Here is a 14928-nt window from a genome sequence, read left to right on the forward strand (position 1 = left end):
CTTACTCGGCGGCTTCGGCAGCTTCCTTCGCGGCAAATTCCAGCGTCGCCAGGAAACGCTCGGCATCGAGCGCCGCCATGCAGCCCATTCCAGCCGCGGTCACTGCCTGGCGATAGGTGTGGTCGGTAACGTCACCCGCAGCGAATACGCCCGGAATCTCGGTTTTTGGGGTACCCGGTTCGGTCAACAGATAGCCGCTATCATCTAGCGGCAGCTTGCCCTTGAAAAGTTCGGTCGCAGGCGCGTGGCCGATCGCCACGAAAGCTCCGTCGACTTCAAGAATCGAGATTTCGCCGGTCTGCGTGTCTTCCAGTTCGAGGTGGTGCAGCGCGCCGTTCTCGCCTGCGACAAAGCGCTTGACCGCCTTGTTCCACAGCGTGGAAATCTTGGGGCTCTTGAACAGCCGCTCTTGCAGGATCTTCTCGGCACGCAGCTCGTCGCGGCGATGGATCAAGGTCACATCGTCGGAATGGTTGGTAAGGTAGAGCGCTTCCTCAACCGCGGTGTTGCCGCCGCCGATCACCGCCACCTTCTTGCCGCGGAAGAAGAACCCGTCACAGGTGGCGCAGGCGGACACGCCCTTGCCGCCCAGTTCCATCTCGCCCGGCACGCCGAGCCATTTGGCCTGCGCGCCGGTGGCGATCACCAGGCTGTCCGCGATGTATTCGTCACCGCTGTCGCCAATGGCACGAAAAGGCGAGCCATTGGCCAGATCGACCTCGACGATCGTGTCCCACATCATCCGCGTGCCGACATGTTCGGCTTGGCGTTGCATCTGCTCCATCAGCCACGGGCCCTGGATGACATCGGCGAAGCCGGGATAGTTCTCGACATCGGTGGTGATCGTCAGCTGCCCGCCCGGCTGGATGCCCTGCACCACGATCGGTTCCAGCATCGCGCGCGCGCCGTAGATCGCGGCGCTGTAGCCTGCCGGGCCGGAGCCGATGATGAGCATCTTGGTGCGATGGGTAGCCATGGTGAATTCCTGTTTGTCTTGCGGGTCCGACTTAGGGTGTCCTTCCCCGCGCTTCAATTCGCCGCGCGATGGAATGCGTCAGGCATCCACAAGTTGGGCTATCAAAGCCGCACGCTTGGCCTCATCGACGCCCAGCACCTGTTTCAGATAGGCATCGGCAGACCCGAACCGTTCCTTGAGCGAGCGCCGCGCTGCCTCGAGATATTCGGGATGCACGCCCATCAGCACGCGCACGGTTGCCTCGTCGATCTTGCCATATTTGTCGCCCAGCAGGTCCATGCCGTGCGCGATCCGCTCTTCATTGTTCGGTGCATCATTGGTAAGGAGATAATCCGCCATGGCATCATCCGGATGCACGCCCAGTGCATGGTGCAGCAGGTCGACTGCCATGCCGGTCCGATCCTTGCCTGCGGCACAGTGGACGAGGCTGGCGCCCTTCCCCTGTGCCAGCGCGGCGAAATAGCGCCGCAATATGTCGTTGAGGCCAGCCCGGTCGGGCAAGGCACCATAGAGATCGACCATCGCCCGGTGCGCGCTCACCGCATCGACGCTGCCCTGAGCTGCCTGCAGATGCGGTGCGAGCCCGGCAGTTTCGCCCGTGAAGAACAGCGCTTCCGCGGCAAAGCCTTCCGGCCGGCGGCAGGTCTTCTGCGCGCGCTCGCTGTCGCCCCGCAGGTCGATGACATGCTGCAGATCCAGCGCTGCGACGGTTGCCAGGTCTTCGTCGGCTGCGTCGGCGTGATGGCCCGAACGGAACAGGACGCCCACCCTGACCTTTCCGCCGCCAGCAGCGGCATAGCCGCCATAGTCGCGCAGATTGTGAATGGCAGTCGTGGCAAGGAAGCGATCGGGAATCATTCCGTGGCAAGTGGCAGGCGCTGAACGGAACGGCAAGGGGCAGCGGCCAGAACGCGTCGCTCGCCCCGGCTGACGCTCAGGAAGGGCGTGTCGGGCTGATCGGGGCAATAGAATTCGACTCCATCAGTGGTGAGGCTTTCCCAGTCCGCCACCGTCATTTCGCGACCAGCCAACGTGCGCCACTGCCCGCCTTCGGGAAACGACCGGAACGCCTCAAGCGATGCCGCGCGGCGGGCCGAGAGCTCGGCCACATGATCCTCAAGCGCCGCGTCGCGTGCAGCCCAGTCGACCGGCATATCCTGGCAATAGGCATTGTTGTTGCCGTGCTGGCTGCGGCCGAATTCATCCCCGGCGGTCAGCATGATGGTGCCGGTGGAGGCGAACAGCGTGCCGAGCAGCGCGCGCAGGTCTGCCGCGCGACGGGCGAGGACAGCCGGATCGTCGCTTGGTCCCTCTTCGCCGCAATTCCATGAGTAATTCTCGCCGTGGCCATCGCGGTTGTGCTCGCCATTGGCGTGATTGTGGCGGTGCTCGTAGGCGACGGTATCGGCAAGCGTGAACCCGTCATGCGCGGCGAGGAAATTGACGCTGCGGCAGTCCTTGCCGAAAATGTCTGAAGACCCCGCAAGGCGCGTCGCCAGCGCGCCCACTGTCGCATCGCCGCGCCAGAAACGGCGCACATCGTCGCGATAGCGGTCGTTCCATTCCAGCCAGTTGGGCGGAAAATTGCCCAGCTGGTAGCCGCCGGGACCGATGTCCCACGGCTCCGCAATCAGAACGCGGTCGGCCAGCCACGGATCGGCGGCGATCTTGGCAAAAATGGGTGCGTCCGGGTCAAATCCGGGACCACGTGCGAGCACCGGGGCGAGATCGAAGCGGAAGCCATCAACCCCGCAATGCTTCACGAAATGGCGCAAGCTCGCCACAGTGAGTTGCCGCACATGCGGATTGGCGAAGTCGAGCGTGTTGCCGCATCCGGTGTCGTTGATCAGCGAACCGTCAGGCGCGGTGGCATAGGCGGCTGGGTCGAGCCCTCGCAGGCAATACGTCCCGCCATGCACATCGCTTTCGCCCGTGTGGTTGAACACCAGGTCGAGGATCACGCCGATCCCGGCGGCATGGAGCGCCGCGACCGTTTCGCGCAGTTCGGCCACTCCGCCGGGACACAGGCCGGGATCAAGCGCCATCATCGCGGCCGGATTGTAGCCCCAATGATTGGCAAGGCCGAGCGGCGGCAAGTGCCGCTCGTCGATCCATGCCACAATCGGCATGAGTTCGACTGCACTCACATGCAGCTTCCTGAGATGCGCGATCACCGCCGGGTGCGCGAGCCCGGCCACGGTGCCACGCACCGACTCCGGCACATCGGGGTGGAGCAGCGTGAAGCCGCGCACGTTCAGTTCATAAATCAGCCCGCCGCGCTCGAACCGGGACGGCTCGAGCGGCACTTCGGGCAAGTCTCCCGGCACTATCGCTCGCGGCACGATTGCTGCCGTATCAACACCGTATTCGGCAAGCGCCGGGGCCTGCTCGAACCGGCGATCCAGCTCGATCCCATAGGGATCGACCAGCAGCTTGGTCGGATCGAACCACAAGCCTCGCTCAGGCGCATATTCGCCATGCGCCCGGTAGCCGTAATGTGCTCCGGCGAGTTTGCCGGGCAGTTCTGCCACCCAATCCTCGCCGCGCCGCTCCATCGCATGGCGCGTCTCGGTGGCCCCTTCAAACAGACACAGCTCGACACTTTGGGCGAGCGGAGCGCGGACCGCGAAGCGCGTCGCGCGCCCTTCGACCCATGCTCCCAAGCGTTCGATCACGTCACCACATCGGGCGAAGTGCGGCCGGTATGCCGCGCAATCCCGGCGACTTCTTCGGCCGCCGTAACAAGTTCCGCCAGCATGTCCGGTGTTTCCTCACTGAGCCTTCCGCTGACCGGCTCGTAGCGCTCGAGATAGACCCGCAAGGTCGCGCCTTCGGTGCCTGTACCCGACAGTCGGAACACAATGCGCGAACCGCCTTCGAACATCACACGGATGCCCTGGTTGCGGCTCACCGAGCCGTCGACTGGGTCCGTGTAGGCGAAATTGTCCGCCGCTTCGACCTTGAGCGGGCCAAATGCCATGCCGGGTAGTGTCTCCAGTGATGACTCGAGTTCTGCCATCAGCGCATTGGCCCGCGCAGTCTCAATTGCCTCGTAATCGTGGCGCGCGTAGTAATTGCGCCCGAACCGTGCCCAGTGCTCGGTCGCGATCTGCGCCACGCCCTTGCCGCTGGCGGCGAGGATATTGAGCCACAGCAGGACCGCCCAAAGGCCATCCTTCTCGCGGACATGGTCGCTGCCGGTCCCCGCGCTTTCCTCGCCGCAAATAGTCGCTTTTCCCGCATCCAGCAGCGTGCCGAAGAACTTCCACCCGGTCGGGGTTTCCCATGCCGGGATTCCCAGCGCCTCGGCCACGCGGTCTGCCGCCGCGCTGGTCGGCATCGAGCGGGCAATGCCCTTGAGCCCGCCTGCATAGCCCGGTGCCAGATGCGCATGCGCCGCCAGCATCGCGAGCGAGTCGGAAGGAGTGATAAAAATCCCCTTGCCGATGATCAGGTTGCGGTCGCCGTCGCCATCTGAAGCCGCGCCGAGATCGGGCGCACCTGCTCCCATCATCGTATCATAAAGCGCCTTGGCATGGACGAGGTTGGGATCAGGATGATGCCCCCCGAAATCCTCCAGCGGAGTGCCGTTGCGAACAGTGCCTTTGGGCAGCCCAAGGCGACCCTCGAGAATTTCGGTCGCATAGGGACCCGTCACGGCATGCATCGCGTCGAACGCCATCGTCAGGCCGCCCTGCACCGCTGCGCGGATGCCGTCGAAATCGAACAGCTGCTCCATCAATTCGGCATAATCGGCAACGGAGTCGATCACTTCGACCTTCATCCCGCCGACTTCGACAGCGCCAATCGCGTCGAGGTCGATATCCGCCGCTTCGACTGCCATCCACCGGTCAATTGTGGTCGTGCGCTGGAAAATAGCCTCGGTCACAGCCTCGGGAGCGGGGCCACCATTGGCGATATTGTATTTGATCCCGAAATCCTCGTCCGGGCCGCCGGGATTGTGGCTGGCCGAAAGGATCAGGCCGCCGCTCGCGCCGTATTGGCGGATCACATGGCTCGCCGCCGGGGTCGACAGGATCCCGCCCTGCCCCACCAGCACGCGGGCATAGCCGTTTGCCGCCGCCATGCGGATCGCCTGCTGGATCACCGTGCGATTATGGAAACGCCCATCGCCGCCGATCACCAGGGTCGCGGCGTCCGGGCGCTCGGCCACATCGAACACCGACTGGATGAAGTTTTCGGCATAGTTCGGCTGCTGGAACACGCGCACTTTCTTGCGCAGCCCGGACGTACCGGGTTTTTGCCCTTCGAATGGCGTGGTCGCGACTGTTGTGATCATCCCCGTTCCTCGATCAGCTGGCGATAGAGCGCGGCATAGGCTGCCCCGCTGGCGTCCCAGGAAAAGTCCGCTTTCATTCCGTTCTTCTGCAACCGCTTCCACTCGGCGGGCTTGCCGAACAGGTCGACCGTCCGGCTCACCGCCATGGCCAGCGCCTGATAGCTGACGGCGTTCATCTGGATGCCGGTAGCCACGCCCGCTGTAAGAGCGGCAGGGTTGGCATCGATCACCGTGTCGGCAAGGCCCCCGGTGCGCGAGACCACCGGTACGCAGCCATAGGCAAGGCCATAAAGTTGGGTCAGTCCGCACGGCTCGAACCGGCTGGGAACCAGGATTGCATCGCCCCCGCCCTGCATTCGGTGCGATAGCGCCTCGTCATAGCCGATTCGCACGCCGATGCGTCCCGAATGGCGAGCGGCGGCAGCGTGAAACCCCTGCTCGATTTCCGCATCACCCGATCCAAGCAACGCGAGCCGCCCGCCAATCCCGACCAGATGATCGAGCACTTCGAGCAGCACATCCATGCCCTTTTGCCAGGTGAGGCGGCTGACAACCACGAACAGCGGGCCGTCATCGCGGTCGAGTCCGAATTCCTGTTCCAGCGCGCGCTTGTTGCGTTTGCGGGCCGCGAGCTTGCTCGCAGAATATGTCGCAGCGAGATGCGGATCGCTGGCCGGGCTCCATTCGGCAGGGTCAATCCCGTTGAGGATGCCGTGCACGCGGTTCGAACGGGCCAGCACGACCCCTTCCAGCCCCATGCCGAATTCTGCCGAGCGGATCTCGCCGGCATAGGTCGGGCTGACGGTGGTGATGGCATCGGCCGATTGCATCCCCGCCTTGAGGAAGCCTACGCCGCCATAGCTCTCCACCCCGTCCACCGACCAGGCTGCTTTGGGGAGGCCCAGTTTCGGGAAAATCGCGGCCTCATAATAGCCCTGGAACGCCATGTTGTGGATGGTGATCACGCTGGGCACATCGCGCCCGCCCTTGAACGGTGCAAAGCGCAGGTAGGCCGGGACCATCGCCGCCTGCCAATCGTGCGCATGGACGAGGTCGAACTTCCGGCCCTTCACCGCTCCGCCTGCAATGTCGGCAGCTGCGCGCGCAAAACTGGCAAAGCGCCGCCAGTTGTCGGGCCAGTCCTTGCCTGAGGGATCGGAATAAGGTCCCCCTTCACGCGCGAAAAAGCCCGGCGCATCGAGCACCAGCAGCGGGTGATCACCCAGCTTTCCAGCCAGCAGCCGCGCGGGTTCACCCAGCAGCTTGTCCCACGCATGGACTTCCTTGGTGCGGCCAAGCGCGGCCAGGACCTTGGGGTAACCCGGCACCAGCGTGGTGACTGCAACCCCATGTTCGCTGAGCGCGGCGGGCAGCGCGCCCGCCACATCGGCCAGACCGCCGGTTTTCACCAGCGGCACCGCTTCGGACGCGACCGACAGGACCTTGAGCGCCATTACAGCTCCAGCTTCTCGATCATCGGCTGGGTGATCAGGCAAACGCCCTTGTCGGTCCGGCGGAAGCGCTTGGCATCGAGCTCCGGGTCTTCGCCCACCACGAGGCCTGCGGGAATCTTGACCCCGCGGTCGAGCACCACTTTCTTCAACCGCGCGCCGCGTCCGACGTCGGACCAAGGCAGCAGCACCGATTCCTCGACCTGCGAGAACGACCGGGTCAGCACGCTGGTGAACAGCAGGCTGCGGTTCACATGGCTGCCGGAGATGATGCAATTACCGGATACGAGGCTGGAGATCGCTTCGCCCCGGCGCCCGTCTTCGTCATGGACGAATTTGGCCGGCGGGTACATTTCCGCGTGCGACCAGATCGGCCAATCACGGTCATACAGGTCAAGCTGCGGGATGATCTGGGTGAGGTCGATATTCGCCTCCCAATAGGCATCGACCGTGCCGACATCACGCCAATAGGCCACGCTCTCGTCCTTGCCGCGCACGCAGCTATCCGAAAAGCGGTGCGCCACCGCTTTGCCGTTCTTGACCAGGTAGGGGATGATGTCCTTGCCGAAATCGCGCGAGCTTTCGGGGTCGGCGGCATCGCGGCGCAGCTGTTCGAACAGGAACTTCGTCGTGAAGACGTAGATCCCCATCGAGGCGAGCGAGATGTCGGGCTTTCCGGGCATTGCCGGGGGATCCTCCGGCTTTTCGACGAAATCGATGATCCGGTCTGTGTCATCGACCGCCATAACACCGAAGCCCTTGGCTTCCAGCCGCGGCACTTCCATGCAGCCCACCGTGACATCGGCATTCTGGTTGACGTGCTGTTGCAGCATCAACTCGTAATCCATCTTGTAGATGTGATCGCCGGCCAGGATGACGATGTATTCGGGGCGGTGCGCCTCGATGATATCGATGTTCTGGTAAACCGCGTCGGCGGTGCCTTCGTACCACTGCGTTTCGGAAACGCGCTGCGAGGCCGGCAGGATGTCGAAGCTTTCGTTGCGTTCCGGGCGGAAGAAGTTCCAGCCCATCTGCAGGTGGCGAATCAGCGAATGTGCCTTGTACTGGGTCGCCACGCCGATGCGGCGGATGCCGGAATTGAGCGCGTTGGACAGGGCAAAATCGATGATCCGGGTCTTGCCGCCGAAATAGACCGCAGGCTTGGCGCGCCGGTCGGTCAGTTCCATCAACCTGCTGCCGCGTCCGCCAGCCAGAACATAGGCCATGGCATCGCGCGCCAGCGGCCGCACACTTCTCGATTCTCGCATCTATATCACTCCCAATATCCCGTTTGTTCTCGTTACATTATGTTATCCTGCAAACCGCAGCATTACCGTCGCCAACGGGGGGCAGGACGATGTGCGCGCCGCCGTGTTCGGCCCGCACGCTGCCCAGATTGCCCTTGCCAGTGCCGCCGTAGCATTCCGCATCGCTGTTGAGCACTTCGACCCACTCGCCGTCATGCGGCAGCGGCACGCGGTAATGGCCGTGCATCGCCGGGGTCATGTTGCAGATGACCGCAACCGGTGCTGCGCCGGGCGCCTTGCGCAGCCAGGCGAAGACCGAGTTCTGCGCATCGTCGGCGATCAGCCATTCGAACCCTTCGCCCTCGCAATCGCGCGCGTGAAGCGCCGGTTCACTGCGATAGAAGGTGTTCAGATCCTTGATCAGCGCGCTCACTCCGGCGTGCGCAGGAGCCTGAGTCAGCTCCCAATCGAGCGCACGTTCCTCGCTCCATTCGCGGCGCTGGGCGAACTCCTGCCCCATGAACAGCAGCTTCTTCCCGGGATAGCCCCACATCATCGCGTAATAGGCGCGCAAATTGGCAAATTGCTGCCAGTCGTCGCCGCTCATCTTGCCGAGGATGCTGCCCTTGCCGTGCACCACCTCGTCATGGCTCAGCGGCAGGACGAAGTTCTCGCTGAAGGCATAGACGAGACCGAAGGTGATCTCGTCATGGTGATAGCGGCGATGGATCGGATCGCGGGCCATGTATTGCAGCGTGTCGTGCATGAAGCCCATGTTCCACTTGAACCCGAATCCCAGATTGGTGCGCGGCCCTTCGTCGAAGGCGGGTTGCGACACACCCGGCCAGGCGGTCGATTCTTCGGCGATAGTGATCACGCCGGCATGGGTGCCATAGAGCGCCTTGTTGGTGGCGCGCATGAAGTCGACCGCTTCCCAGTTCTCGCGCCCGCCTTGCTCGTTCGGGATCCATTCGCCGTCCTTGCGGCTGTAATCGCGGTAGAGCATCGACGCGACCGCATCCACGCGCAAGCCATCGACATGGTATTGCTCGGCCCAGAACAGCGCATTGTTGACGAGGAAGGAGCGCACTTCGCGCCGCCCGAAATTGTAGATCGCGGTATTCCAGTCGGGATGGAACCCGAGTTTGGGATCTTCGTGCTCGTAAAGCGCGGTGCCGTCGAACCGGTTAAGTCCATGCTCGTCGGTCGGGAAATGAGCAGGCACCCAGTCGACCAGCACGCCAACGCCTGCGCGATGCGCGCCATCGACGAAACGCGCAAAGCCTTCGACATCGCCGAAGCGCGCGGATGGCGCGAACAGGCCCGTCGTCTGGTAACCCCAGCTCGGATCATAGGGATGCTCGGAAACCGGCAGGAATTCGATATGGGTAAAGCCCAGCTCGGTGACATAGGGTATCAGCCGTTCGGCCATCTCGTCCCAGGTGAGGAACCAGCCGTGCTCGTTCCTCTGCCAAGAGCCGGGATGGACCTCGTAGATCGAGATCGCCTCGCGCCTGGGATCGACGCTGGCCCAATGTTCGCGGTGGGCGGCATCGCCCCATTCGCGTTTTCCCGGCCGTGCCACGATGGAAGCGGTCTTGGGCCTGAGCTCGCTGGCAAAGGCGAAGGGATCAGCCTTCAAAGGCTGGACTGTGCCATCAGGGCCGGTGATCCGGTATTTGTAAGCGCGCCCTTCGCCGATGTCCGGAATGAAGATTTCCCACACCCCGATATCGAGCCGCCGCCGCATCATGTGGCGCGTGCCGTCCCAATCGTTGAAATCGCCGACCAGATTCACCTGGCGGGCATTCGGCGCCCAGACGGCAAAGTGCACGCCGCCGCACCCCTGATGCTCGATCACATGCGCGCCCAGCTTGTCGAACAAGCGGAAATGCGTGCCTTCCGCGATGAGGAAATCGTCGAGCGGGCCCAGCACCGGCCCGAAGCTGTAGGGATCGGTCACCCACCACTCGCTGCCCTGCGCCCGGCAACGGTATTTGACCGGCTTGGGCTTGCCGCGCAGCTTGCCTTCGAACAGCCCGCGATCATCGACCCGCATCATCATGCCGAGCCTGCCGCCCTTGAGCGAGAAAGCCTCCGCATCCTCAGCGCCGGGCAATATTGAACGGGCAAATGTGCCCTCTGGCCCCTCGTGCGGGCCGAGCAGCGCGAACGGGTCCGAATGCGTCCCGTCGAGCAGCGCAGCGATGGCCTCTGCCGATGGTTTCACAGCACGCCCCAGATGTCGCGGGCATATTCGGCGATCGTCCGGTCAGACGAAAACCAACCGACATTGGCGATGTTGTGGATCGCCGCCTTGCGCCAGCCAGCCCGGTCACGCCAGCGTCGGTCAACCTCGCGCTGGGCGACCGCATAGGCATCGAAATCGGCCGCGACCATGAACCAGTCGGAATGGAGCAGCCCGTCCATCAGCCCGGCATAGCGGGTCGGATCATCGGGGCTGAACACCCCGCTGGCGATCGAGTGGACCGCCTGAGCCAATTCGCGCGACCCCTCGATCACGGCGCGTGGATTGTAGCCGTCAGCGCGCTTGGCCGCGACCTCTTCCGCGGTGAGGCCGAAGATCACGATATTGTCGCGGCCCACGCGCTCCATGATTTCGATATTGGCGCCGTCGAGGGTGCCGATGGTCAGCGCGCCGTTAAGCGCGAACTTCATATTGCCGGTGCCCGATGCTTCCATCCCGGCGGTGGAGATTTGTTCGGAAAGGTCAGCCGCTGGGATAATCCGTTCTGCCAGCGACACGTTGTAATTGGGCACGAACACGACCTTGAGCATTTCGCCAACGGACGGATCGGAATTGACCCGCCGCGCGATATCATTGGCCAGTTTGATGATCAGCTTGGCGTTGTGATAGCTCGACGCCGCCTTACCCCCAAAGATCTTCACGCGCGGCACCCAGTCCTTCTCAGGATGGCTGCGGATCTGGTCATAAAGCGCGACCGTCTCGATCAGGTTCAGCAGCTGGCGCTTGTATTCGTGGATGCGCTTGATCTGCACATCGAACAGCGCGTCGGGATCGAGCCTGATCCCGGTCAGCTCGCCCAGATGGTGTGCCAGGTCGACCTTGTTCGCCCGCTTGGCCTCGTCCACGCGCTCGCCAAATGCGGCGTCGCCCGCCATCTTGTCCAGGGCTGAAAGCTTTTCCGCATCGTCAAGGAAACCGTCTCCGATCGCCTCCCGGATCAGGCCGGTCAGGCGCGGGTTCGATTGCTGCAGCCAGCGGCGCGGCGTCACGCCATTGGTCTTGTTGTTGATCTTGTCCGGATAGAGCTTGTGGAGATCGGCGAACACCGTCTCTTTCATCAGCTCGGTATGCAGCGCGGCCACGCCGTTGACGCTGTGCGCCCCCGCGAAGGCAAGGTTGGCCATCCGCACGCGCCGTTCGCCATGCTCGTCGATCAGCGAGATGGCGGAGATCGCGGCATCATCAAGCCCGGCCTTGCGCGCTTCGCGCAGCACACGGGCATTGATCGCGTAGACGATCTGCATGTGGCGTGGCAGCAAGCGCTCGAACAGCGGCAGCGGCCAGCTTTCCAGCGCTTCAGGCAGCAACGTGTGATTGGTGTAAGCAATCGTCTTGCGGGTAATGTCCCAGGCCTCGTCAAAGGTCAGGCCATGATCATCACACAATATCCTGACGAGTTCCGCAACGGCCACCGAAGGATGCGTGTCGTTAAGCTGGATCGCTGCCTTGTCGGGAAGCGTCCGCACGTCACCGTGATACTGGACATGGCGCCGCACGATGTCCTGGATTGATGCCGAGGAAAAGAAGAATTCCTGCCGCAAGCGCAGCTCTTGCCCCGCCTGCGTGGAGTCCGCCGGATAAAGCACGCGCACCAGGCTGTCCGCGCGAACCTGGGCAGCCAATGCCCCGGCATGGTCGCCCGCGTTGAAGGCATCGAGCCGGATCGGGTCAAGCGCGTTGGCGGTCCACAGCCGCAGCGTGTTGACCCGCTTGCCGCGCCAACCGACCACCGGCGTATCGACTGCAGTAGCTTCGATCGTTTCGGCAGGCTTCCAGCGGATATTCCCGCCCTCGCTCGCCACTTCGCCGCCGAAGCCGATCCGGTAGGCGCTTTCGCGCCGCTCGAATTCCCATGGATTGCCATGCGCCAGCCATGTTTCGGGCAGCTCGACCTGCCAGCCGTCATCGATGCGCTGGCGGAACATGCCGTTCACGTAGCGGATGCCATAGCCATAGGCAGGGATGTCGAGGCTCGCGAGGCTCTCCATAAAGCACGCCGCAAGCCGCCCAAGCCCGCCATTGCCGAGCGCTGCATCGGGCTCCAGCTCTTCCAGTGCGGCAAGATCGAGCCCATGCTCGCGCAGCGCATGTTCCATGTCCCGCGTGCAACCCAGGTTCGATAGCGCATCGCGAAGCAGCCGACCGATCAGGAATTCCAGGCTGAGGTAATAGACCCGCTTGCCTTTGGTTTCGTAGGTCCGGGAAGTCGACGCAAACCAACGGTCGATGATGTCGTCGCGTAGCGCCAGGACTGTGGCATTGTACCAGTCGTGCTTCTTGGCGGCGAGCTCGTTCTTGCCCACACGGTGACGCAGCACATCGATGATCCTGGCTTCCAGTTCCATCGCCTTGCCGTTCTGATTGATTGTCACGCGGCGGGTACTCCTCATTTCAAAATCAGCCTCACTGTAAGCGGTTGGTCGGGCACGCAGCAATCGCCGAATCCGCAATACAGTCGTATTCATTGCGCAAAATCGGCCGATCCCGCTTGCAAAGCGGATTGCCGGAACCGATGCAGAGAAGACTTCGGGGCCGCGCGCTGCCTTCGAAAGGTTGGAGACGGCATGACGAACCCTTTGCACGCCTTGGCGAAGGCTTGCGGCCTTGCCCGCGAATGGCGCGATGTCGAGGGGCGCGAACAGAAGGTCAGCGACGAAGTACTCACAGCAATTCTTGGCGCGCTCGGCCATCCATCCGAGAGTGAAGCTCAGATTGCCCATAGCCTCGGCGCGCTCAAGCAGCGCGAACAGCGATTGCCCGCAATGCTGGTGGCTGATGCCGGACAGGCGATCGCCCTGCCAGTAACAGGCACAACGGCGGAGCTTGTCGATGAAAGCGGCATGACCAGGCCACTCACCATTACCGGCAAAAACCTCTCGCCGGTCGGTGAGCCAGGATATTACGACATGGTTATCGACGGCCAGCCGCTTAAACTGGCGGTGGCGCCGCGGCATTGCCCCCTGCCAAAACTGCAAGATCGGCGACCATGGGGCGTGTCGCTCCAGATACCGTCGCTAAGGGGCAGCGAGCCGCGCGACTTTGGCAATTTTCTCGAACTGTCGCATGCCGTCAACGCGCTCGCCCATAAAGGTGCGGATGCCATTGCGATCAACCCGGTGCACGCGCTGTTTCCCGGACATGGCGAAGGTTTCAGCCCTTATTCGCCGTCGAGCCGGATTTACCTCAACAGTGCGATGGGCGATCCGGCGCTGGTGGGGCTGCCGCCATTGGCTAAGCGCGATGGCGGGGAGTTGATCGATTGGGAAGCCGCCCTGCCCGCCCGCCTGCAGGCTCTGCGCGCCATTTTCGATGAACTTCAGCCCACCCGTTGCGCAGAAGTCCTGCACACATGCGCCGGGGATGGAGAAGGATTGCGGCGCCATGCGCTGTTTGACGCGCTGGACTCGCACTTTCGCCCGCGAGGCGCGCATGGCTGGCGCGCGTGGCCTGCGACCTATCATGATCCTGCTGGCGAGGCGGCTGCAAACTTTGCCGCCGAATATGCCGAAGAAGTGGAGTTCCACACCTTTCTTCAATGGCTGGCACGCGAAAGCCTGTCACAGGTTCAGAAAGCCGCGCGTGATGCGGGGATGGCGATCGGTCTTATCAATGACCTGGCGGTGGGTGTTGATCCATCGGGCAGCGATGCCTGGGCAATGCGCGATGCGATGCTGACCGGCCTAACCATTGGGGCGCCACCGGATCCGCTTGGACCCCTGGGACAGAACTGGTCGATCACCGGCTTCTCGCCCGAGGGCCTGCAACAAAGTGGCTATGCGCCGTGGATTGCCATGTTGCGCAATGCAATGGCGGCAGGCGGCGGTCTGCGTATCGACCACGCTTTCGGGCTTTCCCGCCTTTGGGTCATTCCAGAGGGTGGCGGTGCAGGCGATGGCGCCTATCTTACCTTCCCGTTCGAGGATTTGATCCGCCTAGCCACGCTTGAAGCGCATCTTGCGCAATCGCTGATCATTGCAGAGGATCTGGGAACGGCGCCGCATGGCTTCACGCAGGCGGTGACCGAGCGGCAGATGCTCGGCATGCGCGTTCTGTGGTTCGAGCGTGCTGAAGATCACGGTTTCATCGGTGCGCAGGATTACGAGCCGCTCAGCGTCGGCATGACCGGCACACATGACACAGTGACAGTCGCCGGATGGTGGAGCGGTCGCGACCTCGACTGGGCCGAACGGCTCGGCCGCCTGCCGACTGATGTCAGCCGCGCCAAGGCGGACGAAATCCGCGACTGGGACCGCGGGTTGTTATGGTCGACGATTGGCGAACGCGGTCCCCGCCCGGCACCCACCGACACGGACCCGGTGGTCGATGCCGCGATTGAGCACATCGCCCGAACGCCGACTGTCCTGGCGATCGTACCGCTGGAAGACCTGCTGGGCGAGGAAGAACAGCCCAACCTTCCCGGCACGGTTAGCGAGCACCCCAACTGGCGTCGTCGCTACGAAGCGCCACTGCACGATGTCACCGAACGGCCTCAAATCGCAGCGCGCTGCGCCTCGCTGTCAAATGCGCGGCGTTCGTAGCGTCCCATTGAGGCTGTGCCTCAAGCGACCATCCTTTTGGTGTCTCTGCCGGGCCCGATTGACACTCGCTAGGTGTAGTCCCCTAATCCCAATGTGCTGTTGATACTTGAGCCGCAGACTGACAACACGTGCCTTAGCAGAGATGAA

8 protein-coding genes and 1 pseudogene are annotated in these 14928 nt (G+C 63.2%); 1 reads left to right on the forward strand and 8 read right to left on the reverse strand.

What is annotated here, in order from left to right:
• Position 1: 1 nt before the first annotated feature.
• The 8 genes and pseudogenes from trxB to G6N82_RS02535 all read right to left on the reverse strand — a co-directional run bounded on the left by trxB (position 2) and on the right by G6N82_RS02535 (position 12588).
• Positions 2–976 (reverse strand): thioredoxin-disulfide reductase, encoded by a 975-nt coding sequence (gene trxB / locus G6N82_RS02500; protein WP_165193404.1) that lies wholly within the window; start codon positions 974–976, stop codon positions 2–4.
• Between the two features lie 78 nt (positions 977–1054).
• Entirely contained in the window at positions 1055–1834 is a 780-nt protein-coding gene (locus G6N82_RS02505) for a tyrosine-protein phosphatase (protein WP_165193406.1), read from the reverse strand.
• A complete protein-coding gene (gene glgX, locus G6N82_RS02510) occupies positions 1831–3651 on the reverse strand; it encodes a glycogen debranching protein GlgX (RefSeq protein WP_241255164.1) in 1821 nt (606 codons plus the stop codon). Before glgX ends, G6N82_RS02505 begins: the two co-directional genes overlap by 4 nt.
• On the reverse strand, positions 3648–5276 hold the full coding sequence (locus G6N82_RS02515) for an alpha-D-glucose phosphate-specific phosphoglucomutase (protein ID WP_165193408.1): 1629 nt from the start codon (positions 5274–5276) through the stop codon (positions 3648–3650). Before G6N82_RS02515 ends, glgX begins: the two co-directional genes overlap by 4 nt.
• A complete protein-coding gene (gene glgA / locus G6N82_RS02520) occupies positions 5273–6730 on the reverse strand; it encodes a glycogen synthase GlgA (protein ID WP_165193410.1) in 1458 nt (485 codons plus the stop codon). Before glgA ends, G6N82_RS02515 begins: the two co-directional genes overlap by 4 nt.
• Positions 6730–7995 carry a glucose-1-phosphate adenylyltransferase gene (gene glgC / locus G6N82_RS02525; RefSeq protein ID WP_165193412.1) on the reverse strand — a complete coding sequence of 422 codons (1266 nt, stop codon included), beginning with the start codon at positions 7993–7995 and terminating at the stop codon, positions 6730–6732. Before glgC ends, glgA begins: the two co-directional genes overlap by 1 nt.
• Positions 7996–8037: 42 nt before the next feature.
• A pseudogene (gene glgB, locus G6N82_RS02530) lies at positions 8038–10204 on the reverse strand (1,4-alpha-glucan branching protein GlgB).
• Positions 10201–12588: a glycogen/starch/alpha-glucan phosphorylase gene (locus G6N82_RS02535; protein ID WP_241255238.1), complete on the reverse strand. Its 2388-nt coding sequence runs from the start codon at positions 12586–12588 to the stop codon at positions 10201–10203. The pseudogene glgB and the gene G6N82_RS02535 overlap by 4 nt, the downstream one beginning before the upstream one ends.
• A 219-nt stretch (positions 12589–12807) precedes the next feature.
• Here G6N82_RS02535 and malQ point away from each other — a divergent pair, with 219 nt between their 5' ends.
• Entirely contained in the window at positions 12808–14781 is a 1974-nt protein-coding gene (gene malQ / locus G6N82_RS02540) for a 4-alpha-glucanotransferase (RefSeq protein WP_165193419.1), read from the forward strand.
• The last annotated feature ends 147 nt before the right edge of the window (positions 14782–14928 follow it).

It is taken from the genome of Altererythrobacter sp. BO-6 (assembly GCF_011047315.1).
GTDB lineage: Bacteria > Pseudomonadota > Alphaproteobacteria > Sphingomonadales > Sphingomonadaceae > Erythrobacter.

Coding starts and splice junctions, on each gene's coding strand:
- G6N82_RS02505 (WP_165193406.1), bottom strand. CDS start 1,834: ATGATTCCCGATCGCTTCCTTGCCACGACTGCCATTCACAATCTGCGC.
- trxB (WP_165193404.1), bottom strand. CDS start 976: ATGGCTACCCATCGCACCAAGATGCTCATCATCGGCTCCGGCCCGGCA.
- glgA (WP_165193410.1), bottom strand. CDS start 6,730: ATGGCGCTCAAGGTCCTGTCGGTCGCGTCCGAAGCGGTGCCGCTGGTG.
- G6N82_RS02535 (WP_241255238.1), bottom strand. CDS start 12,588: ATGGAACTGGAAGCCAGGATCATCGATGTGCTGCGTCACCGTGTGGGC.
- G6N82_RS02515 (WP_165193408.1), bottom strand. CDS start 5,276: ATGATCACAACAGTCGCGACCACGCCATTCGAAGGGCAAAAACCCGGT.
- glgC (WP_165193412.1), bottom strand. CDS start 7,995: ATGCGAGAATCGAGAAGTGTGCGGCCGCTGGCGCGCGATGCCATGGCC.
- malQ (WP_165193419.1), top strand. CDS start 12,808: ATGACGAACCCTTTGCACGCCTTGGCGAAGGCTTGCGGCCTTGCCCGC.